Source organism: Pseudomonas sp. PAGU 2196, from assembly GCF_022179005.1.
In the GTDB taxonomy this organism is placed as follows: Bacteria; Pseudomonadota; Gammaproteobacteria; order Pseudomonadales; family Pseudomonadaceae; genus Aquipseudomonas; species Aquipseudomonas kermanshahensis.
This window is the reverse complement of sequence record NZ_BNTL01000011.1, coordinates 370,902-395,113: the sequence shown is the minus strand read 5'-3', so window position 1 is coordinate 395,113 and position 24,212 is coordinate 370,902. Positions and strand designations below refer to the sequence as shown.

Annotated in this window: 22 protein-coding genes; 17 read left to right on the top strand and 5 right to left on the bottom strand. The window is 62.7% G+C overall.

Annotated features, from left to right (window positions below; all coding sequences use genetic code 11):
• Positions 1 to 48: 48 nt before the first annotated feature.
• From MFF34_RS12035 to MFF34_RS11990, 10 genes are all read left to right on the top strand, one after another.
• Positions 49 to 1,416 (top strand): MFS family transporter, encoded by a 1,368-nt coding sequence (locus MFF34_RS12035; protein ID WP_027593330.1) that lies wholly within the window; start codon positions 49 to 51, stop codon positions 1,414 to 1,416.
• 201 nt (positions 1,417 to 1,617) lie between these two features.
• A complete protein-coding gene (locus tag MFF34_RS12030) occupies positions 1,618 to 2,148 on the top strand; it encodes a thiamine pyrophosphate-binding protein (protein WP_238213989.1) in 531 nt (176 codons plus the stop codon).
• Positions 2,136 to 2,732 carry a thiamine pyrophosphate-dependent enzyme gene (locus tag MFF34_RS12025; RefSeq protein WP_027593332.1) on the top strand — a complete coding sequence of 199 codons (597 nt, stop codon included), beginning with the start codon at positions 2,136 to 2,138 and terminating at the stop codon, positions 2,730 to 2,732. The genes MFF34_RS12030 and MFF34_RS12025 overlap by 13 nt, the downstream gene beginning before the upstream one ends.
• Before the next feature lie 69 nt (positions 2,733 to 2,801).
• Entirely contained in the window at positions 2,802 to 3,965 is a 1,164-nt protein-coding gene (locus tag MFF34_RS12020) for an acyl-CoA dehydrogenase family protein (RefSeq protein ID WP_238213987.1), read from the top strand.
• 63 nt (positions 3,966 to 4,028) lie between these two features.
• Positions 4,029 to 5,231, top strand: coding sequence for a CaiB/BaiF CoA-transferase family protein (locus MFF34_RS12015; RefSeq protein WP_027593334.1), 1,203 nt, complete (start codon positions 4,029 to 4,031; stop codon positions 5,229 to 5,231).
• 40 nt (positions 5,232 to 5,271) lie between these two features.
• Positions 5,272 to 6,114: a MaoC family dehydratase N-terminal domain-containing protein gene (locus MFF34_RS12010; protein WP_238213985.1), complete on the top strand. Its 843-nt coding sequence runs from the start codon at positions 5,272 to 5,274 to the stop codon at positions 6,112 to 6,114.
• Complete coding sequence (locus tag MFF34_RS12005) at positions 6,111 to 6,935, top strand: CoA ester lyase (protein WP_238213983.1); 825 nt, start codon at positions 6,111 to 6,113, stop codon at positions 6,933 to 6,935. The genes MFF34_RS12010 and MFF34_RS12005 overlap by 4 nt, the downstream gene beginning before the upstream one ends.
• Before the next feature lie 2 nt (positions 6,936 to 6,937).
• On the top strand, positions 6,938 to 7,558 hold the full coding sequence (locus MFF34_RS12000) for a TetR/AcrR family transcriptional regulator (protein WP_238213981.1): 621 nt from the start codon (positions 6,938 to 6,940) through the stop codon (positions 7,556 to 7,558).
• A 37-nt stretch (positions 7,559 to 7,595) separates the two neighbouring features.
• On the top strand, positions 7,596 to 8,447 hold the full coding sequence (locus MFF34_RS11995) for a LysR family transcriptional regulator (RefSeq protein WP_238213979.1): 852 nt from the start codon (positions 7,596 to 7,598) through the stop codon (positions 8,445 to 8,447).
• Positions 8,448 to 8,563: 116 nt separating this feature from the next.
• Positions 8,564 to 9,559: an aldo/keto reductase gene (locus MFF34_RS11990; protein ID WP_238213976.1), complete on the top strand. Its 996-nt coding sequence runs from the start codon at positions 8,564 to 8,566 to the stop codon at positions 9,557 to 9,559.
• 56 nt (positions 9,560 to 9,615) lie between these two features.
• Here the strand turns inward: MFF34_RS11990 and MFF34_RS11985 are convergent, their stop codons facing one another.
• The 3 genes from MFF34_RS11985 to MFF34_RS11975 all read right to left on the bottom strand — a co-directional run bounded on the left by MFF34_RS11985 (position 9,616) and on the right by MFF34_RS11975 (position 12,992).
• Positions 9,616 to 11,058: a sodium:alanine symporter family protein gene (locus tag MFF34_RS11985; protein WP_238213974.1), complete on the bottom strand. Its 1,443-nt coding sequence runs from the start codon at positions 11,056 to 11,058 to the stop codon at positions 9,616 to 9,618.
• Positions 11,059 to 11,186: 128 nt separating this feature from the next.
• Complete coding sequence (locus MFF34_RS11980; protein WP_238213966.1) at positions 11,187 to 12,002, bottom strand: alpha/beta fold hydrolase; 816 nt, start codon at positions 12,000 to 12,002, stop codon at positions 11,187 to 11,189.
• 93 nt (positions 12,003 to 12,095) lie between these two features.
• Positions 12,096 to 12,992 carry a LysR family transcriptional regulator gene (locus MFF34_RS11975; RefSeq protein WP_238213964.1) on the bottom strand — a complete coding sequence of 299 codons (897 nt, stop codon included), beginning with the start codon at positions 12,990 to 12,992 and terminating at the stop codon, positions 12,096 to 12,098.
• A 104-nt stretch (positions 12,993 to 13,096) separates the two neighbouring features.
• On the opposite strand from MFF34_RS11975, the gene MFF34_RS11970 reads away from it, so the two are divergent.
• The 7 genes from MFF34_RS11970 (at position 13,097) to MFF34_RS11940 (ending at position 21,902) form a co-directional block, all read left to right on the top strand.
• Positions 13,097 to 13,765 (top strand): RraA family protein, encoded by a 669-nt coding sequence (locus tag MFF34_RS11970; protein ID WP_238213962.1) that lies wholly within the window; start codon positions 13,097 to 13,099, stop codon positions 13,763 to 13,765.
• Positions 13,762 to 14,991 carry a pyridoxal phosphate-dependent aminotransferase gene (locus MFF34_RS11965; RefSeq protein ID WP_238213960.1) on the top strand — a complete coding sequence of 410 codons (1,230 nt, stop codon included), beginning with the start codon at positions 13,762 to 13,764 and terminating at the stop codon, positions 14,989 to 14,991. The genes MFF34_RS11970 and MFF34_RS11965 overlap by 4 nt, the downstream gene beginning before the upstream one ends.
• Positions 14,992 to 15,186: 195 nt before the next feature.
• Positions 15,187 to 16,374: an MFS transporter gene (locus tag MFF34_RS11960; RefSeq protein ID WP_371918125.1), complete on the top strand. Its 1,188-nt coding sequence runs from the start codon at positions 15,187 to 15,189 to the stop codon at positions 16,372 to 16,374.
• A 320-nt stretch (positions 16,375 to 16,694) separates the two neighbouring features.
• On the top strand, positions 16,695 to 17,888 hold the full coding sequence (locus MFF34_RS11955; RefSeq protein ID WP_374707389.1) for an SRPBCC family protein: 1,194 nt from the start codon (positions 16,695 to 16,697) through the stop codon (positions 17,886 to 17,888).
• A 5-nt stretch (positions 17,889 to 17,893) separates the two neighbouring features.
• Entirely contained in the window at positions 17,894 to 19,030 is a 1,137-nt protein-coding gene (locus tag MFF34_RS11950; RefSeq protein ID WP_238213956.1) for a hybrid-cluster NAD(P)-dependent oxidoreductase, read from the top strand.
• 72 nt (positions 19,031 to 19,102) lie between these two features.
• Positions 19,103 to 20,740: a BCCT family transporter gene (locus tag MFF34_RS11945; protein WP_238213954.1), complete on the top strand. Its 1,638-nt coding sequence runs from the start codon at positions 19,103 to 19,105 to the stop codon at positions 20,738 to 20,740.
• Between the two features lie 196 nt (positions 20,741 to 20,936).
• Entirely contained in the window at positions 20,937 to 21,902 is a 966-nt protein-coding gene (locus MFF34_RS11940) for an endonuclease (RefSeq protein WP_238213951.1), read from the top strand.
• 18 nt (positions 21,903 to 21,920) lie between these two features.
• On the opposite strand, the gene MFF34_RS11935 is transcribed toward MFF34_RS11940, so the two are convergent.
• Together MFF34_RS11935 and MFF34_RS11930 are read right to left on the bottom strand one after the other, a co-directional pair.
• A complete protein-coding gene (locus MFF34_RS11935) occupies positions 21,921 to 22,895 on the bottom strand; it encodes a D-glycerate dehydrogenase (protein WP_238213919.1) in 975 nt (324 codons plus the stop codon).
• 11 nt (positions 22,896 to 22,906) lie between these two features.
• Positions 22,907 to 24,199, bottom strand: coding sequence for an MFS transporter (locus MFF34_RS11930; protein WP_027593348.1), 1,293 nt, complete (start codon positions 24,197 to 24,199; stop codon positions 22,907 to 22,909).
• Positions 24,200 to 24,212 lie beyond the last annotated feature (13 nt).

The window sequence follows — 24,212 nt, the reverse complement described above, 5'->3', positions numbered from 1 at the left end:
TCACCGATCGGACGCCCGCTACAAGAATAAGACCAGAGGCTGACTACCATGCCAACTCCCCGCTCCAGCACCACCCTCGTTGAAGATGCCCCCGCCCGCCAACCCAATCGTGTCAGAGCGATCATGGGGGCCTGCTCCGGCAACCTGGTCGAGTGGTATGACTTTTTCATCTACGCCTATACGGCAATCTACTTCGCGGCGTCGTTCTTCCCCAAAGGCGATACCACCACGCAGTTGCTGGCCACCGCGGGTGTGTTCGCCGTCGGTTTCTTCATGCGGCCCCTGGGTGGGTGGATTTTCGGCTGGCTGGCCGACACCCGTGGGCGCAAAGTCTCGATGATCATCTCGGTGTTCATGATGTGCGCCGGGTCGCTGCTGATCGCGGTGATGCCGACCTATGAAACGGTGGGTATCGCCGCACCGATCATGCTAGTCGTTGCACGGCTGATACAGGGGCTCTCGGTGGGTGCCGAATACGGCACCGGCGCAACCTACATCAGCGAAATAGCAACACCAGGCCGGCGTTGTTTCTATGGCTCGTTCCAGTACTTCACGATCATCGCCGGGCAATTGCTGGCCCTGTTCACCGTAGTCATCCTGCAGCAGACGCTCAGCGATGAGCAGTTGCGTGAATGGGGCTGGCGCATTCCGTTTTTCATTGGCGCCATCAGCGCCGTAGTTGTCGTGTACCTGCGCCGCTCGATGCACGAAACCGCCTCAAAAAAGGACATGCACCGCGAGGGTGCCGGGTCGTTGCGCGGCATGTTCAAGCACAAGCGTGCCGTCGGGCTGGTGATCGCCTTTACCATCGGTGGGTCGCTGTACTTCTATACCTTCACCACCTACATGCAGAAGTTTCTGGTGATATCGGCAGGCTTCGACGCGGCCACGGTGAGTTTCATCATGACCTCTGCGCTGATTGGCTTCATGCTTTGCCAGCCGCTGTTCGGCCTGATGGCCGACCGGCTCGGAATCAGGACGCACATGCTGATGTTCTCGAGCCTGGGCGTGTTGCTGGTGATCCCGCTGCTGTTCGCCATCAAGCATACCCACAACCCCTTCATGGCCTTTGCGCTGGTCTTCGGCGGGCTGGTCATCGCCTCGCTCTACACCCCGATCGCAGGCATCGTAAAAGCCGAATTGTTCCCCCCTGCAGTGCGTGCGCTGGGGGTCGGGTTCCCGTATGCCATCGGTAACGCGGCGTTTGGCGGGACCGCTGAATATGTCGCGCTGTCGTTCAGGGCCGAAGGGGCCGAGGACTACTTCTTTTTCTACGTGGCCGCCGTCCTGTGCGTGACCTTCATCGCATCGATGCTAATGCCCAACCTGACGCGGCATGGGTACATCAGTGGCGATGGCAGGGTCGAGGAGAATACCGGCATGCCGGCCAGCAAGGTGCAGACCGCCAAGGCCTGACCTCGCCAACATTGCCCCTTTATTGACCCGCGCGGCCCTGATGGCTTCCCCAAGGAAGCCATCAGGGCCGCTTCGTTTTGCCTGGCCGGCCACTCTGCGAGCTATGCCACGCCGGCATATCTCAAAGAGAAAAACGGTAGTCGTCGGCACCCCGCCTTGCCTGCATGATGAGGCAAAACAAGAGCAGCACTGGAGACAACCATGTCATCGCAAGAAGCTGAACAAAGCTGGCAAGAAGACGTTTTCCGCGTCCTCAAGGCCCACGACGTCAAGCATGTCGTGTTCGTTCCGGACGCCGGCCATTCGGCCGCGATCCGCATGTCGTACCAGGACCCTGATATCAAGGCCGTCGTCCTCACCACCGAAGAAGAAGGCATTGGTTATCTGGCCGGCGCCTGGCTGGGCGGCGAACGCGGTGCACTGTTGATGCAGTCCAGCGGCGTCGGTAACTGCATCAACACCCTGGCCCTGCAGAACTGTGCGGGTTTCCCCCTGCTGATGGTGGTGACCATGCGCGGTGACTGGGCCGAGTTCAACGCTTGGCAAAACCCCATGGGCCAGGCCACCGAGGCCTCGCTGCAACTGATGAAGGTCATGACCTGGCGTGCCGATGTGCCAGAAGACGTCGCGCCACTGCTGCATGGCGCCGCCACCATGGCCTTCAATGGTGATTCCGCCTCTGCCTTGCTGCTCGGCCAGCGCCTGATCGGAGAAAAGAAATGGGTCAAGTAAGCGCCAACCACACGCTGTGCCGCCGTGAGGTGGTGCGTACCCTGCTCGCTGATCGCCAGGATGTACTGGTCGTGACCGGCCTGGGTTCGGCGTCTTACGACGTCATGGCTGCCGGTGACCACGATGGCAACTATTACCTCTGGGCCGCCATGGGCAGCGCCATCACCGTAGGCCTGGGCCTGGCCAACGCGCAACCCGACAAGTCGGTGGTGGTCGTCACCGGTGACGGCGAGCTGCTGATGGGCTTCGGCGCGCTGGCGACTGTCGCCCTGCAGAAGCCTGCCAATTTGACCATTGTGGTGCTGGACAACGGCCACTTCGGCGAGACCGGCATGCAGGTCAGCCACGCCGGTTTCGGCATCAAGCTCGACCAGGTCGCCCAGACCTGCGGCTTCAGCTGGACCCGCGAGATTCGCGACATGGAAGGGGTGCATGACCTGCGCGAACGCTTCGCCAGCCGCGAAGGTGTGAAGCTGGCTACCGTCAAGATCAAAGCCGAAAACCCACCCCGGGTGCTGCCGCCGCGTGACGGCCACTACATCAAGAACCGCTTCCGCGCTGCCCTGGGCTTCCAGCCTCTTTGACTGTGTCAGGCGCAGGTTGGCAGCCGAGCCACGACAAGGCTGCCAGCCTGCGCCGCCTGGAGAACAATAATGAGCGACTACGACAACGAAGCACTCAACGCCATCCGCGAGGGCGTGCGCGCCCTGTGTGGTGATTTCCCTGCCGAATACTGGCGCAAGATCGACGAAGAAAAGGGCTTTCCGGAGGCCTTCGTCAAGGCCATGACCGATGCGGGCTGGCTTTCGGCGATGATCCCAGAAGAGTACGGTGGCTCCGGCCTGGGCCTGGCCGAGGCCTCGGTGATTCTTGAGGAAGTCAACCGTTGCGGGGGTAACTCCGGCACCATTCACGGCCAGATGTACAACATGTTCACACTGCTGCGTAACGGCAGCGAAGAACAAAAAGGCTATTTCCTGCCAAAACTCGCCAGTGGCGAACTGCGCCTGCAGTCGATGGGGGTCACCGAGCCCACCACCGGCACCGACACCACCAAGATCAAGACCACGGCCGTGCGCAAGGGCGACAAGTACGTCATCAACGGCCAGAAGGTCTGGATCTCGCGCATCCAGCACTCCGACCTGATGATCCTGCTGGCCCGTACCACACCGCTGGCAGAGGTGAAGAAAAAATCCGAAGGCATGTCGATTTTCCTCGTCGACCTGCGCGAAGCCATCGGCAACGGCCTGACCGTGCAGCCCATCGCCAACATGGTCAACCATGAGACCAACGAGCTGTTCTTCGACAACCTGGAAATCCCTGCCAGCAGCCTGATTGGCGAAGAAGGCAAAGGCTTCCGCTACATCCTCGACGGCCTCAACGCCGAGCGCACGCTGATCGCCGCCGAGTGCATCGGCGATGGCCGCTGGTTCATCGAAAAGGCCAGCCAGTACGCCCGCGACCGCGTGGTGTTCGGCCGCCCAATCGGGCAGAACCAGGGCGTGCAGTTCCCGATCGCCGAAGCGCACATCGAGATCGAGGCCGCCGACCTGATGCGCTGGCGTGCCTGTGCCGAATACGACAGCGGCAAGAACGCCGGCGCCGCGGCCAATATGGCCAAGTACCTGGCGGCGAAGGCCAGTTGGGAAGCCGCCAACGCCTGCCTGCAAACCCACGGCGGTTTCGGCTTTGCCAACGAATACGACGTCGAGCGCAAGTTCCGTGAGACGCGCCTGTACCAGGTGGCCCCGATCTCGACCAACCTGATCCTGTCGTACGTCGCCGAGCACCTGCTGGAACTGCCACGCTCGTTCTGACCGATGCCGCCCCTGGTCGCCAAGGCGCCAAGGGGCCCTGCCATGACAAGAGAGATAACCATCATGAGCCAGCCTACGGCAATCCGCCCGCTAGACGGCATCACCGTCATCAGCCTCGAACATGCCATTGCTGCGCCCTTCTGCACCCGTCAACTGGCGGACCTTGGCGCCCGCGTGATCAAGGTCGAACGGCCGGGGGTCGGTGACTTTGCGCGGGGCTACGATCAACGGGTCAACGGCCTGGCTTCGCACTTCGTCTGGACCAACCGCTCGAAAGAAAGCCTCGCTCTGGACCTTAAGCAGGACATCGCCGGCGACATTCTCGACCAGCTTCTGGAGCAGGCCGACGTGTTGGTGCAAAACCTGGCGCCGGGCGCCGCTGCGCGCCTGGGGCTGTCGTTCGAGGCGCTGCATGCGCGGTTCCCCACGCTGATCGTCTGCGACATTTCGGGCTACGGCGCGGGCGGCCCTTTTGAACAGAAAAAGGCCTACGACTTGCTGATTCAGAGCGAAGGCGGCTTTTTATCGGTGACCGGCGGCCCGGGTGACGAGCAGATGGCCAAGGCGGGCAACTCGATTGCCGACATCGCGGCCGGCATGTACGCCTACACCGGCGTGTTGTCGGCCCTGCTGCTGCGTGGCCGCACCGGCGAAGGCAGCCATGTGGAGGTGTCGATGCTGGAAAGCCTGGTGGAGTGGATGAACTACCCGCTGTACTACGCCTACGAAGGCGCGACCCCGCCGCCACGCGCCGGCGCGGCGCACGCGACCATCTACCCGTACGGCCCCTTCCCCACCGGCGATGGCAATACCGTAATGCTCGGTTTGCAGAACGAGCGCGAATGGCGCCTGTTCTGTGAGCAGGTGCTGCTGCAACCCGCGCTGGCCGACGATGCGCGGTTCTCTGCCAACTACCTGCGGGTCGCCAACCGTGAGGCATTGCGTGCGCTGATCATCGAGGCGTTCGCCGCCCTGGACTTGGACACGGTGGTTGCGCGCCTCGATAGCGCCAGCATTGCCAACGCACGGGTCAACGACATGCAGGGGGTGTGGCAGCACCCGCAGTTACAAGCCCGCGACCGTTGGCGCCAGGTAGCCACGGCAAACGGCAGCATACCCAGCCTGCTGCCCCCGGCCAGCAGCAATGCCTACCGCCCACGCATGGACCCAGTGCCAGCCTTGGGGGAGCACAGCGAATGCATCCTCGCCCAGCTTGGGCTGTCTGCCGAACGTATACAGGAACTGCGCCGCGATGGGGTCATCTGACCGCTTCAGGCACAGCGTTAAATGATCGAGGACCACGACAATGACAACACACGACCTCAGCCGCTGGATTGGCCGTAGCGAAACCAGCCACGATCGCATCACCCACAACCTGGTCAAGCGCCTCGCGGCCACCCTCAGCGAGCCCGCACCCTCGGCTGGAGAACCCCTGCCCCTGCTCTGGCACTGGGCGTTCTTCCAGGACCCCGTCGAGGCCACCGGGCTGGGCGCTGATGGCCATCCCGCGCGCGGTGGTTTCTTGCCGCCGGCAGACAACCGCAACCGGATGTGGGCCGGCAGCCGCCTGACTTTCGTCAGCCCTTTACAGGTGGAAGCGCAGGTAGCACGCCACTCGACGATTCTCAACGTCGAAGAAAAACACGGCCGCACCGGGTCGCTGCTGTTTGTCACCGTCAGGCACGTGTATGTCCAGGATGGCCATGAAGCGCTGATCGAAGAACAGGACATCGTCTACCGCGAGCCCACCCCACCCAAGCTTGGCGGTACCGAGCCGGCACCCGCCGGCGCTTGGCAGGAGACCGTGACGCCCGACGCAACCCTGTTGTTCCGCTACTCCGCCGTCACCTTCAATGGCCATCGCATTCACTATGACTGGCCCTATGTCACCGAAACCGAAGGCTACCCGGGGCTGGTGGTGCACGGGCCCTTGATTGCCACGCTCAATCTGCGCGCCTTTGCCCGTGCCAACCCCGCCGCCCAGATACGCCGATTCAGCTTCCGCGGCTTGCGGCCGTTGATTTCGCCGAACACCTTCGAGGTGGGTGGGCGCCTGCTCGAACGCGGCAAGGCGCAACTTTGGGCAACCGCCGAAGCGGGCATGGCGCAAACCGCAGAAGTCGAATTCAGCCTGGAGGCCAGCCAATGAGCCAGGCTATCGTGCGCTCTGCCCTGTTCGTCCCCGCCAGCCGCCCGGAACGTATCGCCAAGGCGCTGGCCAGCGGCGCTGATCGGGTGATTGTGGATTTGGAAGACGCCGTTGAAGAAGCGGCGAAAGCGCAGGCGCGGGACAACCTGCAGGCATTTCTGGCCGAGCAGCCCGAGGCCTGCGTGTTGGTGCGGGTCAACGCCCCGCAGCATTGGGCGCACGCGGCTGACCTTGCGCTGTGCCAGCGTCACGCCGGTGTCAGTGGCATCCTGCTGCCCAAGGCCGAAACGGTCGAGCAAGTGCAGCGTGTGCGTGCTACCGGCAAGCCGGTCTGGCCAATTATCGAGAGCGCACGTGGGCTGGTCGCCCTGCCCTTGCTGGCGGCCTGTGAGGGCGTCGAACGCTTGTCCTTTGGCAGCCTCGACCTCGGCCTGGACCTGAACCTGCGCACAACCAGCGAAGCCGCCGAACAGGTGCTCGGGCATGCGCGCTATGCCGTCTTGCTGCACAGCCGCGCTGCCGGCCTTGCGCCGCCGCTCGATGGCGTGCACCCGGCCATTCAGGACGTCGCTGGCCTGCAGCGGCACGTACAGTTCGCTCGCGACATGGGCTTTGGCGGGGCCTTGTGCATTCACCCCAGCCAGGTCAGCGTGATTCATCGCGCCCTGCAACCTTCGCCCGACGAATTGGAATGGGCGCACCGCGTGTTGGCTGCGGCCGAAGGCGGTGCCGGCGTGTTCACCCTGGATGGGCAGATGGTGGATGCGCCGGTGATCCTGCGCGCCCGTGCCCTTGTGCACGCCGCAGGCAAGGGTGAATAGCCATGCCCGACGCCCGTCACGTGCAACAGTGCCCCAGCCCTCTGCTCACTGTGGCACAGGGCTTGATGGCAGAAGTCGGCTATGGCGCCATGAGCATGCGCCAGCTCGCGGCCCGGGCTGGCCTGCAGCCGGGCAGCCTTTACCACCACGTTGCGAGCAAACAGGACCTGCTGCTCGATGTATTGCTGGACATTCTCGCCCAGCGCCTCGAAGCCTGGCGCCGAGGGCCCTACACCCGCGACCTGCGCGGCTACCTGCGGTTTCAACTCGCGCGCCAGGCATCGCATCCCTTTGAGGCGTTGTTGCTGCGCCACGAATCACGCCATGTCGAGCCTGGCCAACGTAGGTGGCTGGAGCAGGCGCTCAATCGTTCACGAGCGCCTTTGTGCCAGATCATCGAATACGGCCAGCAACAGGGGCGTTTCACGGTGGGGGATATCGCCAGCGCAGCCGAGGCGATTCTGGCCCTGATAGACACCGCCGAAGGTATGCGCCGTCGGCCAATGCCGGTGGATGACGCGAAAATCGAGGCCTGGATGATACAGATGAGCCATGCGCTGCTGTCAGCATGCCCGCCTGCGAAACGACCGGCACGCGCCGCCCGGCTGACGGGAGCCGCCTGAAACCGCGTATCATCGGGCCTCACACCAGAGGCCTGTCATGTTCGATTGGGAAGACCTGCGTCATTTTTCTGCATTTATCAGCGCCGGCTCGCTGTCGGCCGCTGCCAAGCGCCTGGGGGTTGACCATGCCACCGTGGCGCGGCGGATCAGTTCGCTGGAAGCCTCGCTGCAGTTGAAGCTGGTGGACCGCCGCCCACGTGCTTACGCCCTGACCGAACAGGGCGTGCGCGTTGGCGAGTTTGCCGAGCAGATGCTGGTGTCCTCGTTTGCACTGGAGCACTTCGCCAGTGCCGACCAACAGGCCGTTGAAGGCGAAGTCGTGATTGCCGCCCCGCCCGCGCTGTTGGGCAGCATGGTGGCGCGTAGGCTGGGCGAACTGTACAAACGTTACCCTGCCTTGCAACTCACCTTGGTCGGCAGCAAGTCGCGCGCGTCGCTGGCCCGCCGCGAGGCGGACGTGGCAATCACCTTGGCCAGGCCCACCGAGCCAACCCTGGTGGCCAGCCTGCTCGGGCATCTCGAATACAGGCTGTACGCATCGGCGCCCTACGTGCGCCGACGCGAACCGCACCTGTACATCGGCTACGACGACTCTCAGGCGAAATCCCCACAGCAGCGCTGGCTGCTTGAGCAGGCCGCAGGTCGCCCTTTCGCCCTGCACAGCAACGACCTGCGCATCCAGGCCCAGGCTGCAGCCGGTGGCGTGGGGGTAGCCTGCCTGCCCGCCTTCATGGCCGAGGAGTACGGGCTCAAGCAAGCCTGCGAGGACGACAGGTCGATGAGCATCGAAATCTGGCTGGCCGTGCACGAGGACGTGCGCAACACACCCCGCATCAAAGCCGTAACGGATTTTCTGCTCGAGCAGGTCAAACCCCTGCTGCGCTTGTGAATTTTTGCAGATATCACCTGCACATCCTGGGAATTTGCACGCTCACGTTGCGCCGCTAACCTTGTTCAATCGCTCGGCTACACACGCCGGGCAATCCTGACCAAGAGGATTCACAGATGCAGTACGTCAAACTCGGCAACACCGGCCTGGACATCTCCCGACTGTGCCTGGGGTGCATGACCTTCGGTGACCCGGATGCCGGTACCCATCCCTGGACCCTGGATGTGCAACAGAGCCGCCCGATCATTCGCCACGCGGTAGAGCAAGGCATCAACTTCTTCGACACAGCCAATAGCTACTCGGCGGGTACATCGGAAGTGATCCTGGGCCAATTGCTGAAGGAATTCACCCGCCGTGAAGACACCGTCATCGCGACCAAGGTCTTCTACCCGGCGAACATGTGGCAAGGTGCAAGTAAGCCGAACGAGCAAGGCCTGTCACGCAAGGCGATCCTCAGCAGCATCGACGCCAGCCTGAACCGCCTGGGCGTGGATTACGTCGACCTCTACCAGATTCACCGCTGGGATTATCACACGCCGATCGAAGAAACCATGGAAGCCCTGCACGACGTAGTCAAGGCCGGCAAGGCACGCTATATCGGTGCGTCTTCAATGTATGCCTGGCAGTTCGCCAAAGCCCAGCACGTCGCAGCGGCCAATGGCTGGAGCCGGTTCGTGTCGATGCAGAACTACCTCAACCTGCTGTACCGGGAGGAAGAGCGGGAGATGATCCCCTTGTGCCAGGACCAGGGCGTCGGGCTGATGCCCTGGAGCCCGCTGGCCCGTGGACGGCTGACCCGGCCCAAGGGCCAAGAAACCGCGCGCACGCTCAGCGATGTTTCTGGCAAGTCGTTTTATGCAGGGACGGAAGTCGAGGATGGCCGTGTGATCGATGTGGTCGAGCAGATTGCCAGCGAGCGTGGCTTACCCATGGCTCAGGTTGCCTTGGCCTGGGTGCTCAGGCACCGCGCCGTGTCGGCGCCGATTATTGGCGCATCGAAGCCTGGGCATCTTGACGATGCCATTGCGGCATTGGGGGTGCCGTTGTCTGATGAAGAGGTTGCGCGGTTGGAAGCACCGTATGTGCCGCATGCGGTTACCGGGTTTAAGTAGGTTTGTGGGGCTGCGGACATCGAGCGCCGCCCGCGCGGCGCTCGATCTCACAGGCGCTAAAAAACTTGCGGCATACGCGTCTCGCTCCCCCCCTCAGCCGCAACCTGATCGCCCTCCGGCCAGGCGCGTGGGTCCAGGTCTAGATCGCGGAACTGGCTAGCATCAAATACCGGTATCTGCACCCCGGCCTTGCGCTGCCGGTCATAATCGTCAATCAGGCGCAGCACCACCTTGCCCAACAACGCCAGCGCTACCAGGTTGACCAGGGCCAGCAAGGTCATGGTGATGTCGGCAAACGCGAACACCGTGCCCAGGTTCTGCACCGAACCCCACAGAATCAGCAACAGCACCACGCCGCGATACACCAGGATCGGCCACCGTCGGTTACCCGCCAGGTAACGCAAATTGTTTTCGCCCAGGTAGTAGTTGTAAAGAATCGAGGTAAACACGAACAGCGCCAGCGCAACGCTGATAAATACCCGCCCCCAGTCGCCCACCACCGCCGCCAGGGCATCCTGGGTCAGTACCAGGCCATCCCCTTCGAAACCAGGCGTGTAGAAGCCCGACAGCAAAATCAGCAATGCCGTGCAGGTACAGATGACGAACGTGTCGAAAAACACACTGAACGCCTGTACCACGCCCTGGGCGGCAGGGTGTTCGACCTTGGCCACCGCCGCGACGTTAGGTGCACTGCCCAGCCCAGCCTCGTTGGCGAACACGCCGCGCTTCACGCCCATGACGATTGCACTGCCCACCAGGCCCGCAAACGCCGGCTCCAGGCCGAAGGCACTCTTGAAGATGGTGGCCAGCATGTCGGGCACGTGCTCGAACTGCAGCACGATCACGTACAGCGTTACCCCGATATAGGCCAGCGTCTTGACCGGCACCAGCAGGTCCGACACGGCGGCGATGCGCTTGATGCCGCCGATGAATACCAACCCAAGCAGGACAGCGATCACGATACCGCTATGGCCCGTCGAAAAGCCGAAGGCGTTCTGCAACGAATGGGTAACGGCGTGCGATTGCAGCCCGTTGAACGCAAAGCCGAAGGTCACCAGCAGCAGAACCGCCATCAGCTTGGCCAGCCATGGACGCTGCAGGCCATGGTGAATGTAGTACGAAGGGCCGCCGCGATACTGCCCATGCTCGTCGCAGCGCTTGTACAACTGGCCGAGCGAACATTCAAAGAAACTGCTGGCCATGCCCACCAACGCAGTCACCCACATCCAGAACACCGCACCCGGCCCGCCCAGGGTCACTGCCAGGCCGACACCAGCAATGTTACCGGCACCTACGCGCCCGGCCAGGCTCAGCATCAGTGCCTGAAACGAGCTGAGCTGGCCGCCGCTCTTGCGTAGGCTGTCCTTGAACACCGCAAACATGTGGAAAAAATAACGAAATTGCAAAAAACGTGAGCGCCAGGTGAAATAGCTGCCCAACCCTACGATCAGCACAATCAGCACCTTGCCGGATAGAAAACCATTGATGGCTTCAAGCATGGTCAATACCTCTTTGTTTTTATTCGCGGCTTGAAACGGGCACACGGGTGCCCCTGCGCAGCGCCGCGGCCGCACATCGATTCTTTAGGGTGGAAATGGCACCCCGCGAAGCCGGGGTGCTGACAGCCTTAGGCGGCGTGACGCGCGTGGAAGCCGGCGATCCGGCGCCACATTTCGATAGGGTTGGAATACATCGGGAAGTGCCCGCACGCGGGGATGCTGGCCAGCTCTACACCCTGCGCCTGGATGTCCGCCAAGTAAGACAGGTGACTGTTCTGCTCGCCATACATGAACATGCGTGGGCACGGCAGGCCGAGGAATTTGCTCATCAGGTCGCCGTGGTCAGACAGCTCTACCATCGAGCTGAAGATCCCCCGCACGGCCTCTGCCCGCACTTTGTAAGGCAGGCTGGCAGCGTACAAGGCACTGGCCGGGTCACTGCTATGCCGGGTGCGCTCGATGAACGCGTCGAAGAACACCTGCGGGTTGTTGGCTGGGTAGTCATCGATCTGACGGCTGAGGAAGCAGTCTTCCGGGGCGATATTGCCTTCGATGTCGATGAAGCTGATCACTCGCTCGGGGCATTGATGCGCCAGCAGCAACGCCGTCAGGCCGCCCATCGAGTGGCCCACCAGGTGAAAACGCTGAATACCAAAGTGCTCCAGCACCTGCAAAGCGGTCGCCAGCAGCAGCGGAATCGAAACACGTGAAAGGTCGCTGCAGTGGCTCTGCCCGCACCCCGGTGCGTCGTAGGCCACGAATGGGCGGCCGGCAAACGCCGGCTGGCGTGTCAGCCCTGCATAGTCTTCCTTGGTCGAGCCGAACCCGTGCAGAAACAGGATCGGCGCCCCACGGCCCTCGCGGTGGACAATGGACAGTTCAAGGTCGACGCCCTCCACGTTCAAAGGCAGGACGAACTGGCGGAACGATTGGGATTCGGGCACGCCGTAAACTCCTCTTGTAGTTGAGAGGCACACTCTCGACGCCCACCAACAATCTGTAAATTCCTCATCAGCGATCAATTTCATAGGCCAAACCTATGAAATGCGTTCGCTCAGCTGGTTTACCAATGCCTGCACCAGTGGGTTGGCGCGCTCGGCATTCCAGGCGTAGGTGGTGGTCACCACACTCACCTGCTGCGCCAGCGGGCGTATGACCACGTTCGCCGGTGCCAGTTTTTTCATGGCCGCCGGCACCAGGGCGATACCCTGCCCGCAGCTGACGAAGGCTATCTGGGACGCCACCGAACGCACTTCGTGCAGCACTCGAGGCGAAAACCCGTTGGCGCGGCAGGTGGCAATCAGGTTATCGAAGTACAAGGGGCTGACCTTGCGCGCGAACATCACCAGCGGCTCGCTGGCCAGGCTCGCCAGCGCGATCTCGTTATGGTTTGCCAGTGGGTGATCAACCGGCAGTGCCACCATCAGTTGCTCTTCCGTCAACGGGCGCCATTCGATGCCCTTGCCCAGGTCGCCATCCAGCCTCGCGAACGCCAGGTCGATATCGCCCGCCTCCAGCGAAGGCACCGCCTCGACGCTGTCGATTTCACGTACCGAGACCGTGACCTGAGGGTGGTCCTGCTTGAAGCGCTCGATCACCTCCGGCAGCACGTCGAACATAGCCGACGAGATGGCACCGATGGTGACCATGCCCTGATGGCCCGCCACGGCTTCTTCCACGGCCAGTTCCAGGCGTTCGAGTTGGTCGGCGAACTTGCGTACCGCCGGCAGGATGGCGGCGCCCACCGGGGTCAACGCCGCACCGCGCCGGGAACGGTCGAACAGCTTGACCTTCAATGCCTGCTCAAGAATTTGGATCTGCTCGGTGAGCGGCGGCTGGGTCATGCCCAGGCGTTTCGCGGCCCGCCCAAAGTTCTTTTCCTCAGCAACAGCCAGGAACAGCCAAAGGTGGCGGATAAGGCGGAAATTGATCATGGCGGTTCCATAGGTTGGGCATATGTTTAACATCCTTGATAAGGAATATACCTATCAAACAGCCTGTCGGACACTCATGCCTCCTTCACCAAAGAGGTTCACCCATGAGCCAAGACAGCGTGCTACAACGCCTGGCGGCGCTGGACACCAACACCGTGTCCGACGCCCTCGACTTCCTCGGCCTGCCCGGCGCCACGTTCGGTCTGCGCCCGTTATGGCACTGCCCCAAGGTGGTCGGCCGCGCCAGCACTGTGCAACTGGAAGCCAAGACCGACCGTGCACCGACCGTGCACTTGATCAGCCCGGTGATCGAAGCGATCGCCAGTGATGACCGCGTACTGGTGATCGCCGGCGGCATCGACGGGATCTCTTGCTGGGGCGACATTCTGGCCAATGCCGCCGTGGCCCGGCACGTGCGCGGCAGCATCATCGACGGTTGCAGCCGCGACATCGACGGCAGCGCCGACATCGGTTATCCGGTGTATGGCCGTGGCGTGACCATGGTCAGCGCACGCAATCGCGTGGTCCAGGTCGACGCAGCCTGCACCGTCCAGGTGGCAGGTGTAGCAGTGGATGAAAACGACTACGTGATTGCCGACAACTGCGGCACTGTCTTCGTCACCCAGGCCCACATCGGGCAGGTGCTGGACCTGGCCGAGCGCATCGCCCGCCGCCAGGCCGGCATGGTGGATGCTGTGCGCGCTGGCCGCTCGGTGGCCGACGTGATGCATGACAGCCAATTTGATGCGATCAATACGGAGCACCACCGATGAGCGAGCAGGACACCGACGGCGGCGTCCAGCGCCTGAACCTTAACCTGGCCAGCGCCCGCCCCTCGGCCACCTACGGCATCATGGACCGCGTCGCCCAACGCCGCGCGGCGGGGGCCACGATCATTTCGCTGTGCGCGGGCGAGCCAGACTTCGACACACCCGCGCACATCCGCGACGCCGCCAAGCAGGCGATCGACCAAGGCCATACGCGCTACACCCAAGTCGCTGGCAGCCGCGCCCTGCGCGAAGCGGTGGCGGCCAAGTTCCGCCACGAGAATGGCTTGCAGGTCGAGTGGCAGGACACATTGGTCGCCAGCGGCGGCAAACAGGTGATCTACAACGCCTTGGCAGCGACCCTCAATGCCGGCGACGAGGTCATCGTGCCAGCGCCCTACTGGGTCAGCTACCCGGAGATGGTCCAACTGTGTGGCGCCCGCAGCGTGATCGTCACGTGTGAGGCCAGCAGCGGTTTCAAGCTGACGCCTGAAGCGCTTGGTGCCGCGATCACGCCGCGCACCCGCTGGCTGATCCTCAACTCGCCGTCCAACCCGACCGGCGCGGTCTACAGCGTTGCCGAGCTGCAGGCCTTGGCTACGGTGCTGCTGGCAAACCCACACGTATTGGTGCTGGCGGATGACATTTACGAGCACCTGATTTTCGACGATCAGCGCTTCCATACCCTGGCCCAGGTGGAACCTCGGCTCGCCGAACGCACACTGACCATGAATGGCGTATCCAAGGCCTATGCCATGACGGGCTGGCGCATCGGTTTTGCCACGGGCCCGCGCTGGCTGCTGGCGGCCATGGAGAAGCTGCAGGGGCAACAGACCTCGGGTGCGTGCTCGGTCTCTCAGCAGGCGGCGGTTGCTGCGCTGGTAGGCCCGAAAGCGTTCATCCATCAAAGCCGGGACGTGTTTCAGCGCCGCCGTGACCTGATGGTGAAGGCGATTGATCGGATCCCAGGGCTGCACTGCGAGCAACCGGCCGGGGCATTCTATGCCTTTGCCAATTGCGCCGGGCTGATCGGCAAGACCTCCCCGGGTGGTCGTTACCTGGCCACTGACGAGGATGTCGCGCTGGCCCTGCTCGACGAAGCCGATGTCGCCGTGGTGCATGGCAGTGCCTTCGGGCTCGGGCCTTACCTGCGCATTGCCTACGCGCTGGACGATGCGTCGCTGATGGCAGCGTGTGATGCGATCGGGCGCTTCTGTCGCGCGGCCAGGTAGGAGCAGCCTTGTGCTGCGAAGAGGCCGGTGAAACCACCATCAGTCTTCGTTGCTTGCACTGGCCTCTTCGCAGCACAAGGCTGCTCCTACACCGAAGGGTTGCGCCTGTGGGCGAGGCTGCGGCCTCGACGTTTTGGCCAGAGATTGTCTATGATCCCGCGTTGAACGTTTCAGCATGTTTCAAAAGGGATTCAAATGTCTGTCCATGAAGCACCACCGCTAGCCCTGCCGAAGAGCACTGTCGCCAAGATGGAAGCCGCCATGGCGCTGGGCAGCTTTGCCATCGGTACCGGCGAATTCGCCATTATGGGGTTGATGCCGGACATCGCCAGCAACCTGCAGCTGAGCGAGCCCCAGGTGGGCCACGCCATCAGTGCCTACGCGCTGGGCGTGATGGTCGGTGCCCCGACCCTGGCGATTTTGGGGGCCAAGCTGCTGCGCAAGCACATGTTGCTGCTGTTGATGGCGCTGTATGCCCTTGGCAACCTGGCCACGGCGTTCGCCCCCTCGTTCGGCGGCCTGGTCGCTTTCCGCTTCATCAGCGGCCTGCCCCATGGCGCCTACTTCGGCATCGCTGCGGTGGTGGCATCGAGCATGGTCGCCAATAACCAACGGGCAGGTGCCGTGGCGCGGGTGATGATGGGCCTGACGCTGGCCATGTTGCTGGGCAACCCGGTTGCCACCTTACTGGGCCAGTACTTCGGCTGGCGCTCTGCCTTTGTGTTGGTCGGGGCGATCGCCCTGTGCACCATCGCCCTGGTCTGGCGCTTCGTGCCGCAACCGCACGATGAAGTGCGCAGCGACCCGCGCAAAGAACTTAAAGCGTTCGCCCTGCCCCAGGTGTGGATGGCGCTGGCCATTGCATCGATCGGCTTTGCCGGCATGTTCTGTGTGTTCAGCTACCTGGCGCCCACCATGCTGCACGTGACCCAGGTATCGCCGCAGTGGATCCCCTTCGGCCTGGCGGCCTTTGGGGTCGGCGGCATCGTCGGCAACATCGCCGGTGGCAAGTTGTTCGACCGCTTGCAGTTCCGCGCCGTCGGGCTGGTGCTGATCTGGTCGATTGCAGTGCTGCTGTTCTTTACCTTCGCAGCGCATTCGTTATGGACCCTGCTGCTGGGCGTCGGCCTGGTGGGCACCATGATTGCACTGGCAGCCCCCTTGCAAATCCGCCTGATGGACATTGCCCATGAAGCCCCCAGCCTTGCAGCAGCCTCGAACCACGCCGCGTTCAACCTGGCCAATGCGCTTGGGCCGTGGTTGGGTGGCATGGCCATCACCGCAGGCATGGGCTGGACGAGTACGGGGTACATCGGCGCTGCAACCGCGTTGGTCGGCTTGGGCATTTATCTCGTTGCCCGGCGTATGAAGGGTGGGCATTAAAACCGGTTATTCGGGGGAGCTGTGCGCCTCCGATCCCGCTATGAAACAGAACAACTTGGATTAATTAACGCAGCAAACTTCTATTAATTGTCCCATCCGTAATATCGCTGAAAACCCCCGCCCTACAGCCTTCCGCTAGCATAACCTCAAGTAATACCACACTGAAAATTAAGCGCATTGACGTCTTTTCAGGGCCACTTCAATAATCCGCGCCAGACGTCTTGGTCGATTAAAAATAAAAGTGCCTGAGGACAACAATGCGCCCTTCATCGAGCAAAACCCATCGCGAACTGATTGCATCCCGCCAACCTGGTTTTGGCATGAATGGCGCGCTGTACAGCCGCCAGGATGTTTTCGAAACCGACATGGAAATCTTCTTCAACCAGCATTGGATACAGGTCGCCGTTACCGCCGATGTCGATGAACCCGGTGATGTCTTTACCGTCGATATCGGCAAATCGTCGGTGCTGATCCTGCGCGACGATGATGAACAGATTCGCGCCTACCGCAATGTATGCCGCCACCGCGGCGCGCGCCTGAAAGAAGCAGGCAAATCCACCGTCGGCATGCTGGTATGCCCCTACCACCAGTGGACCTACGACCTGGACGGCAGCCTCAAGCATGCCAGCCACATGGGCAAGGGCTTCGACCCCAAGTGCCGCAGCCTGATCCCAGTGCACTGCAAGGTTGTCGGGGCCCATGTACTGGTGTGCCTGGGCGACAACCCGCCTGAAGATATCAAGGACCTCGAAGCGGTGATGGAGCCGCGCTTCGCGCCGTTCGACCTGACCAATACCCGCATCGCCTACGAACTCGACTACATCGAGAACGGAAACTGGAAGCTGGTGATGGAGAACAACCGTGAGTGCTACCACTGCGCCGGCACCCACCCGGAACTGATCGTGTCCTACCAGTCCGAAGACCTTGGCGTCAGCCTGGAAGAGATGAGCGACGAGGCTCGCGCGTCCTACGATGCCTATCAAATTCGCAAGGCCGGCATCGAAGCTGACTGGGCCAGTTCGGGCCTGCTCTACGAGACTGTGGAGCACTTGCAGGATGACGCCCCCACGCAGTTTCGCACCCAGCGCATGATCATCGCCGGTGCGGGTGAATCGCAGACACTCGATACCCAGGTTGCCTGCCGCAAACTGTTGGGCAACCTGACCCGTCGCGACCTGGGCGACACCCACCTGTGGGGCAACAACGCCTGGGCTCACGTGATGAGCGACCACGCCATGATCAGCTGGATCATCCCGCTCTCGCCGGACCGCACCCTGGTGCGCACCAAATGGCTGGTGCACCGCGATGCCGTCGAAGGGGTCGACTACGACCTGCAGCGCCTGACCGAGGTCTGGGTCGCCACCACCCAACAGGACGCTGCCCTGGTCGCCATCACCCACAGTGGCACCCAAGACCCCGCCTTCGTCCCAGGCCCCTACTCCACCTACACCGAGCCGTACGTCGACCAGTTCGCCCGCTGGTACACCTCGCGCCTCGCGGCACATGGGGTGTGAAGGAGATGACCGTGCTCGAGAACATTGCCCAGAACATTGCCGGCCTGCGTGCCGACCAGCGCTTCACCGACACCGACCACTGGGCCGCCCATGGTGCCCAGTGGGCCAGCGGTGAAAGCAAACGCATCGAATGCCTGAGCGTCGTGGACGAGACCCACGACGTGAAGACCTTCACCTTCCACAGCCCAGACTACCCGGCGCTTGCCTATGAACCGGGCCAGTTCCTCACTGTGTCGCCTGTGATTGCGGGGGCCAGCGTGTCGCGTTGCTACACCCTGTCCTCGACACCGACCCGGCCGTTCACCTTTGCCATCACGGTCAAGCGGGTGCCGGGCGGCACGGTGTCCAACTGGTTGCACGATAACCTGCGCCCTGGCCACGCCCTGGCCGCCTCTGGCCCCGCGGGCGTCTTTACCCCAGTGGCGGGCCCTGCGCGCAAATTGCTGTACCTGTCGGCCGGCTCCGGCGTCACCCCGCTGATGGCGATGACCCGCGCCGCCGCCGACCTGCACGCCGACCTGGACATCGTCTTCGTGCACAGTGCGCGTACGCCTAAAGACATCATCTTCCGCGATGAACTGGCGCGCCTCGAACGCTCCATGCCAGGGCTGCGGACGCTGTTCTTCTGCGAAGGCGCTGGCGACGAGCCCGACTGGGACGGCCCGATCGGGCGCCTGTCGCTGGACGCTCTGCAGCGCCAGATCCCCGACTTCAAGGAGCGGGCGGTGTTCACCTGCGGGCCTAAGGGCTACATGGAGGCGACCAAAGCCTTGTTGGCGGGCGCTGGTTTCGACTTGGCCCGCTACCACCAGGAAAGCTTCGACATCAACGCCGAAGCCGAGCCGGCAGCCGCCCCCGCCGCCCCCGGCCAGGCCTTGGACAGCTTCACCGTGCGCCTTGCCCGCTCTGGCAAGGAATTCACCATGAGCGCCGACCAGACCGTACTGGCCGCTGCCAAAAAAGCCGGTGCCGTAGTCCCCTCCTCGTGCAGCCAAGGTGTGTGCGGTACCTGCAAGACCGCGGTATTGCAGGGCAGCGTTGAAATGAAGCACAACGGCGGCATTCGCCAGCGTGAAATCGACAAAGGCCTGCGGCTGCTGTGCTGCAGCCGCCCGACGTCGGACCTGGTGATCGACCTCTGACATTCGACAAGGACGCCCTGTTAGTGGGGCGTCCTTTTTTGCCGTCTTGCGAAAATAAAAAGGATATGGACGATGCGTGCAAAACAAGGCCTTTTCAAAGGCCTGAACCCTATTGTAACGGTAGGGTCGATCTCAATCGTGGTGGCGTTCGTGGTGCTCTGCGCTTCACATGGCGACCAAGCCGCGGGCGTATTCAAAGGCGCGTCGGACGCCATTCTCGACCACCTCAAGTGGTTTTACCTGGCGCTGGTCAGCGCCATCCTCGGCTTACTGGTGTACATCGCCTTCAGCCGCTATGGCACCCTCAAGCTCGGGCGCCCCGACGAAAAACCCGAGTTCAGTTTTGCCGCCTGGATCGCCATGCTGTTCAGTGCTGGCATGGGCGTTGGGCTGATCTTCTGGTCGGTTGCAGAGCCGGTGCTGCACTACGCCAGCAACCCATTCACACCGGGGCTCACCGACCAGGCCGCGTCCATGGCCATGCGCATTACCCTGTTGCACTGGGGCCTGCACCCTTGGGCGATCTTCACCGTGATCGGCCTGGGCCTGGCCTACTTCGCCTACCGTGAAGGGCTGCCGCTGGCGCTGCGCTCGATCCTCTACCCGATCATCGGCAACCGCATCTACGGGCCGATTGGCCACACGGTCGACATCATTGGTGGCGCGGTCACTGCATTCGGGGTGTCGCAATCGCTGGGGTTGGGCGTCGAGCAGATCAACATGGGCATGCATCAGGTGTTCGGCACGCCAGTCACCTTGTCGTTCAAGCTGAGCATCATCGCCGTCGTCACCGTGATCGCCTCGATCTCGCTGGTGGCCGGTGTATCGCGTGGCATGAAGCGCCTGTCGACACTGAACATGTGGATTTCCCTGGGGCTGATGCTGGTGGTGCTGGCCCTAGGCCCAACCCATTACATCATGAACCTGCTGTTCGAGTCGGCGGGCGACTACGCGCAGAACATCATCGGCATGAGTTTCTGGACCGACGCCCAGGCCGACAGCAGTTGGCAGAAGAGCTGGACCGCTTTCTATTGGCCGTGGTGGATGACCTGGGGGCCGTTCGTTGGCCTGTTCATTGCCCGGATTTCCCGTGGCCGGACCATCCGCGAACTGGTGTTCGGCGCGTTGCTGGTGCCGACCTTGGTGACTATTTTGTGGATGGCCGTGTTCGGCGGTGCCGCGCTGAAGGATGAGCAGCAAGTGCGCCACGCCTATCAAGCATTGCCGGTCGCCGAGCAGGCAGCGGCCGGCGCGTTCCAGGGTGGCCCGATTCTGGAAGCCACGCGCAAGGAAACCACCACGGCCATGTTCACCTTGCTCGACCGCCTCGACGGCCCGACGCTGGGTGCAATCCTCAGCGTGATCATCTGCCTGCTGCTGGCCGTGCATTTCGTCACTGCGGCCGATGCCGGAACCCAGGTGCTGTGCATGCTCAACTCGCTGGGCAGCATCGACCCACCCAACTGGATACGCGTGCTGTGGTGTGTGCTGGAGGGCGCCATCGCGGCCAGCCTGGTGATTGCCGGCGGCTTGCTGGCGATTCAGATGGCCAGCATCGTGGTCGGCCTGCCGATTGCGTTCTACATGCTGCTGACCGGGTACAGCCTGATGCGCAGCCTGTTTGCCAGTGATGCGGTGATTACTGGACCGGCGCCGGTGCATGCGGGCGCAGAAACCCAGCGGCCTGCCAACGAACTGGCAGCTAGCTGACGTCATCGCATTGTAGGAGCAGCCTTGTGCTGCGAAGAGGCCAGTACCAGAGACGAAATACTGTGGTCTGTACCGGCCTCTTCGCAGCACAAGGCTGCTCCTACCAGGACCGCGCTTGACCGGAGGGGATTCAACCCAAATCAACAGGTTAGATTTCGATTAGAATGCAGTTCCTTAACTGAAACCTGCTGCCCCCATGAAAAAACTGCTTTATGCCGTAACGCTCCTGCTCGCCGTCAATCTCCCCGCCTTCGCCAACCCGCCTTCCACCTTCACCGAAGCCAAGGTCGTCGCCAAGCAAAAGGTCTACCTGGACCAGGCAAGCAGCGCCATGGGCGACCTGTATTGCGGCTGCAAATGGACCTGGGTGGGCAAGTCAGGTGGGCGCATCGATGCTGCCTCCTGCGGTTATGAAACCCGCAAACAGCAAAACCGCGCCGAGCGTACCGAGTGGGAACACATCGTGCCGGCCTATACCTTCGGCAATCAGCGCCAATGCTGGAAAAACGGCGGCCGCGAGCATTGTGTCGATGACGACCCGGTCTTCCGCGCGATGGAAGCCGACCTGTTCAACCTCTACCCGGCCGTGGGCGAAGTCAACGGTGACCGCAGCAACTTCAACTACGGCATGGTCGCTGGCAACGCCGGGCAATACGGCCAGTGCTCGACCAAGGTCGATTTCGTGCAGCGCGCCGCCGAGCCGCGTGACGAAGTGAAGGGCCTGGTTGCCCGTACCACTTTCTACATGTTCGACCGCTACAAGCTGAGCATGTCGCGTCAACAGCAGCAACTGCTGATGGCCTGGGACAAACAGCACCCCGTCTCGGCCTGGGAAAAAGAACGTGACCGGCGCATCGCCGCCATCATGGGGCACGCCAACCCGTTCGTGACGGGCGAACGCAAATGGACAGCCGACTACAAGCCTGTTGGCAGTGGCGTGGTGCAAACCATGCCGGCCAAACCGGTCAGCGAAGCGGCCAAGCCCAGCCTGGCCAGCACCGCGGCAACAGGCGCCGTGCTCGGCAACCGCAACAGCCATGTCTATCACCTGGCCAGTGGCTGCCCGGGCTACACCCAGGTGGCCTCGAAGAACCAGGTGATGTTCGGCTCCGAGGGCGAAGCGCAAGCGGCCGGCTACCGCAAGGCGGGCAACTGCCGGTAACCGCTGCGCTTCGGTGCATCAACGCCCGGCTGTTGGGTTCACCAGGTTTGCCGGGCGCTCACCGGCCAGCGCGCTGAGCAGGTTGTCGACCGCGCAGCGCGCCATGGCCTCACGGGTATCGTGGGTGGCCGAACCGATGTGCGGGGTCGCCACCACGTTGTCCAGTTGCAGCAGCGGCGAATCGCTGGGCAACGGCTCCTGGACGAACACATCCAGGCCCGCGCCGCGGATGCGTTTCTCCCGCAAGGCCTCGATCAGCGCAGCTTCGTCCACCACAAGCCCACGCGCAATGTTCACCAGCATTGCCTCAGGCTTCATTAGGGCAAGCTCACGCGCGCCGATCAAGCCCTCGGTGGCGGCACTCAGCGGCACGGTCAGGCAGACGAAATCGGCTTGTTGCAGAAGGTCGTCAAGGCTGCAATGGTGGGCGTCGTAACGGGCCTCCACCGCAGGCTTGGCGCGTCGGCTGTGGTAAAGCACACGCATGCCGAAACCGGCCGCGCCACGCCGGGCCAACGCTTCGCCAATCCGCCCCATGCCAATGATGCCCAAGGTCTTGCCGTGCACATCCGTGCCAAAGTGCGCAGGCCCAAGGTTGGCTTGCCACTGGCCGTCACGCACCCAGCCCGCCAGCTCCACGACCCGACGCGCACTGGCCAGGATCAAGGCAAAGCCGGTGTCGGCGGTGGTTTCGGTCAGTACGTCGGGCGTGTTGGTCAGCATCACGCCACGCCGGGTCAAGTCGGCGATGTCGTAGTTGTCCACGCCTACCGATACGCTGGCGACCACCTCCAGTTGCGGGGCCAGGTCCAGCAGGCTGCTGTCCAGGCGCAGGCTGGCACCCAACAGCCCTTGAGCGCCCGGCAACGCATCGCGCAGGCGGGCAAGGCCATCGGGCCCGGCCGTGTCCACCCACGTCACGTCAACCTGTTGCTGCAGGCGCGCCATCAACGTGTCGGACAGGCGCTTGTAAAGGACGATTCGCTTCTTCATAGCAGGATTTCCTAGTGGCTCGTGGCCAGATGAGAGCCGCCGCGCTTGGCCCGCCCAGCGGTGTGTGAGGTTTTAAGCGCCGCCGTGAGCGCGACTGCCGTCAGCAGTGCTCCGCACATGAACAGGTACGAGGCGCCCGGCCCGCCGGTTGCACCATTGAGGTAACCGACCAGCCACGAGCCGCCGAATGAACCCAGCGCGCCCATGCTGTTGATCAAGGCCATGGCGCCACCGGCGACGTTGCTGGGCAGAATCTCCGGCACGATGGCGAAAAACGGCCCATAGGGCGCGTACATGCAGGCGCCGGCAACCACCAGCAATGCGTAGGACAACCAGAAGTGCTCGCTGCCCAAGGCATAGGAGCCATAGAACGCCAGCGCCGCAATCAACAGGGGCGGCCAGACGAAGCGCTTGCGCTTCTGCAAGCGGTCCGACGCCCAGGACACCCCGACCATGGCCAGCACCGCCGCCAGATAGGGCACCGACGACAACCAGCCGGCCTGGACGATGTCGACGTTGGCCGCCTGTTTCAGAATCGACGGCAGCCAGAGCACGAAGCCGTACACGCCGATGCTCCAGCAGAAGTACTGCATCGACAGGATGATCACCTGAGGCGAGCGGAACGCTTCGCGGTAGTTCTTCACCGGTTTGATGCCCTGCTGTTCTGCTGCCAGGGCGTTTTCCAGATCGGTCTTTTCCTGCTCGCTAAGCCACTTGACCTGAGCCGGGCGGTCGTCCACCAGGCGCCACCAGAAGAACGCCCAGATCACCGCAGGCAGGCCTTCGATGATGAACATCCAGCGCCAGTCGTAGTGCTTGATGAGGTAGCCCGACACCACCGACATCCACAGGATGGTCACCGGGTTACCGAGCATCAGGAAGGTGTTGGCCCGGGACCGTTCGGCGCGGGTGAACCAATGGCAGAGGTACACCAGCATCGCCGGCATCACCGCGGCTTCCACCACGCCAAGCAGGAAGCGGATGCCGATCAGCATGTACACATTGCTGATCATGCCGGTCAGCGTGGCCAGGCCGCCCCAGAGGATCAGGCTGACGAAGATCAGCTTCTTGACGCTGCGTTTTTCGGCGTAGATGGCCCCAGGTACCTGGAAGAAAAAGTAGCCAAGGAAAAACAGCGCACCCAGCAACGACGACAGCACCGGGGTGATTTTAAGGTCGTCGGCCATGCCGGACGCTGCCGCGAACCCATAGTTGGCACGGTCCAGGTAGGCCAGGCTGTAGGTGATGAACACGATTGGGATGATGTACCACCAACGGCGACGCGCGAGACTTGTCGTTTGCATCATGTGTACTCCT

Excerpts from the sequence above, each read along its gene's own strand:
- MFF34_RS11985 (WP_238213974.1), bottom strand. The coding sequence starts at position 11,058 with ATGCTTGAAGCCATCAATGGTTTTCTATCCGGCAAGGTGCTGATTGTG.
- MFF34_RS12020 (WP_238213987.1), top strand. The coding sequence starts at position 2,802 with ATGAGCGACTACGACAACGAAGCACTCAACGCCATCCGCGAGGGCGTG.
- MFF34_RS11970 (WP_238213962.1), top strand. The coding sequence starts at position 13,097 with ATGAGCCAAGACAGCGTGCTACAACGCCTGGCGGCGCTGGACACCAAC.
- MFF34_RS11975 (WP_238213964.1), bottom strand. The coding sequence starts at position 12,992 with ATGATCAATTTCCGCCTTATCCGCCACCTTTGGCTGTTCCTGGCTGTT.
- MFF34_RS11935 (WP_238213919.1), bottom strand. The coding sequence starts at position 22,895 with ATGAAGAAGCGAATCGTCCTTTACAAGCGCCTGTCCGACACGTTGATG.
- MFF34_RS11945 (WP_238213954.1), top strand. The coding sequence starts at position 19,103 with ATGCGTGCAAAACAAGGCCTTTTCAAAGGCCTGAACCCTATTGTAACG.
- MFF34_RS12005 (WP_238213983.1), top strand. The coding sequence starts at position 6,111 with ATGAGCCAGGCTATCGTGCGCTCTGCCCTGTTCGTCCCCGCCAGCCGC.
- MFF34_RS11950 (WP_238213956.1), top strand. The coding sequence starts at position 17,894 with ATGACCGTGCTCGAGAACATTGCCCAGAACATTGCCGGCCTGCGTGCC.
- MFF34_RS12000 (WP_238213981.1), top strand. The coding sequence starts at position 6,938 with ATGCCCGACGCCCGTCACGTGCAACAGTGCCCCAGCCCTCTGCTCACT.
- MFF34_RS11940 (WP_238213951.1), top strand. The coding sequence starts at position 20,937 with ATGAAAAAACTGCTTTATGCCGTAACGCTCCTGCTCGCCGTCAATCTC.
- MFF34_RS11995 (WP_238213979.1), top strand. The coding sequence starts at position 7,596 with ATGTTCGATTGGGAAGACCTGCGTCATTTTTCTGCATTTATCAGCGCC.
- MFF34_RS11960 (WP_371918125.1), top strand. The coding sequence starts at position 15,187 with ATGTCTGTCCATGAAGCACCACCGCTAGCCCTGCCGAAGAGCACTGTC.
- MFF34_RS12010 (WP_238213985.1), top strand. The coding sequence starts at position 5,272 with ATGACAACACACGACCTCAGCCGCTGGATTGGCCGTAGCGAAACCAGC.
- MFF34_RS11930 (WP_027593348.1), bottom strand. The coding sequence starts at position 24,199 with ATGCAAACGACAAGTCTCGCGCGTCGCCGTTGGTGGTACATCATCCCA.
- MFF34_RS12025 (WP_027593332.1), top strand. The coding sequence starts at position 2,136 with ATGGGTCAAGTAAGCGCCAACCACACGCTGTGCCGCCGTGAGGTGGTG.
- MFF34_RS12030 (WP_238213989.1), top strand. The coding sequence starts at position 1,618 with ATGTCATCGCAAGAAGCTGAACAAAGCTGGCAAGAAGACGTTTTCCGC.
- MFF34_RS12015 (WP_027593334.1), top strand. The coding sequence starts at position 4,029 with ATGAGCCAGCCTACGGCAATCCGCCCGCTAGACGGCATCACCGTCATC.
- MFF34_RS11955 (WP_374707389.1), top strand. The coding sequence starts at position 16,695 with ATGAATGGCGCGCTGTACAGCCGCCAGGATGTTTTCGAAACCGACATG.
- MFF34_RS11965 (WP_238213960.1), top strand. The coding sequence starts at position 13,762 with ATGAGCGAGCAGGACACCGACGGCGGCGTCCAGCGCCTGAACCTTAAC.
- MFF34_RS11990 (WP_238213976.1), top strand. The coding sequence starts at position 8,564 with ATGCAGTACGTCAAACTCGGCAACACCGGCCTGGACATCTCCCGACTG.
- MFF34_RS12035 (WP_027593330.1), top strand. The coding sequence starts at position 49 with ATGCCAACTCCCCGCTCCAGCACCACCCTCGTTGAAGATGCCCCCGCC.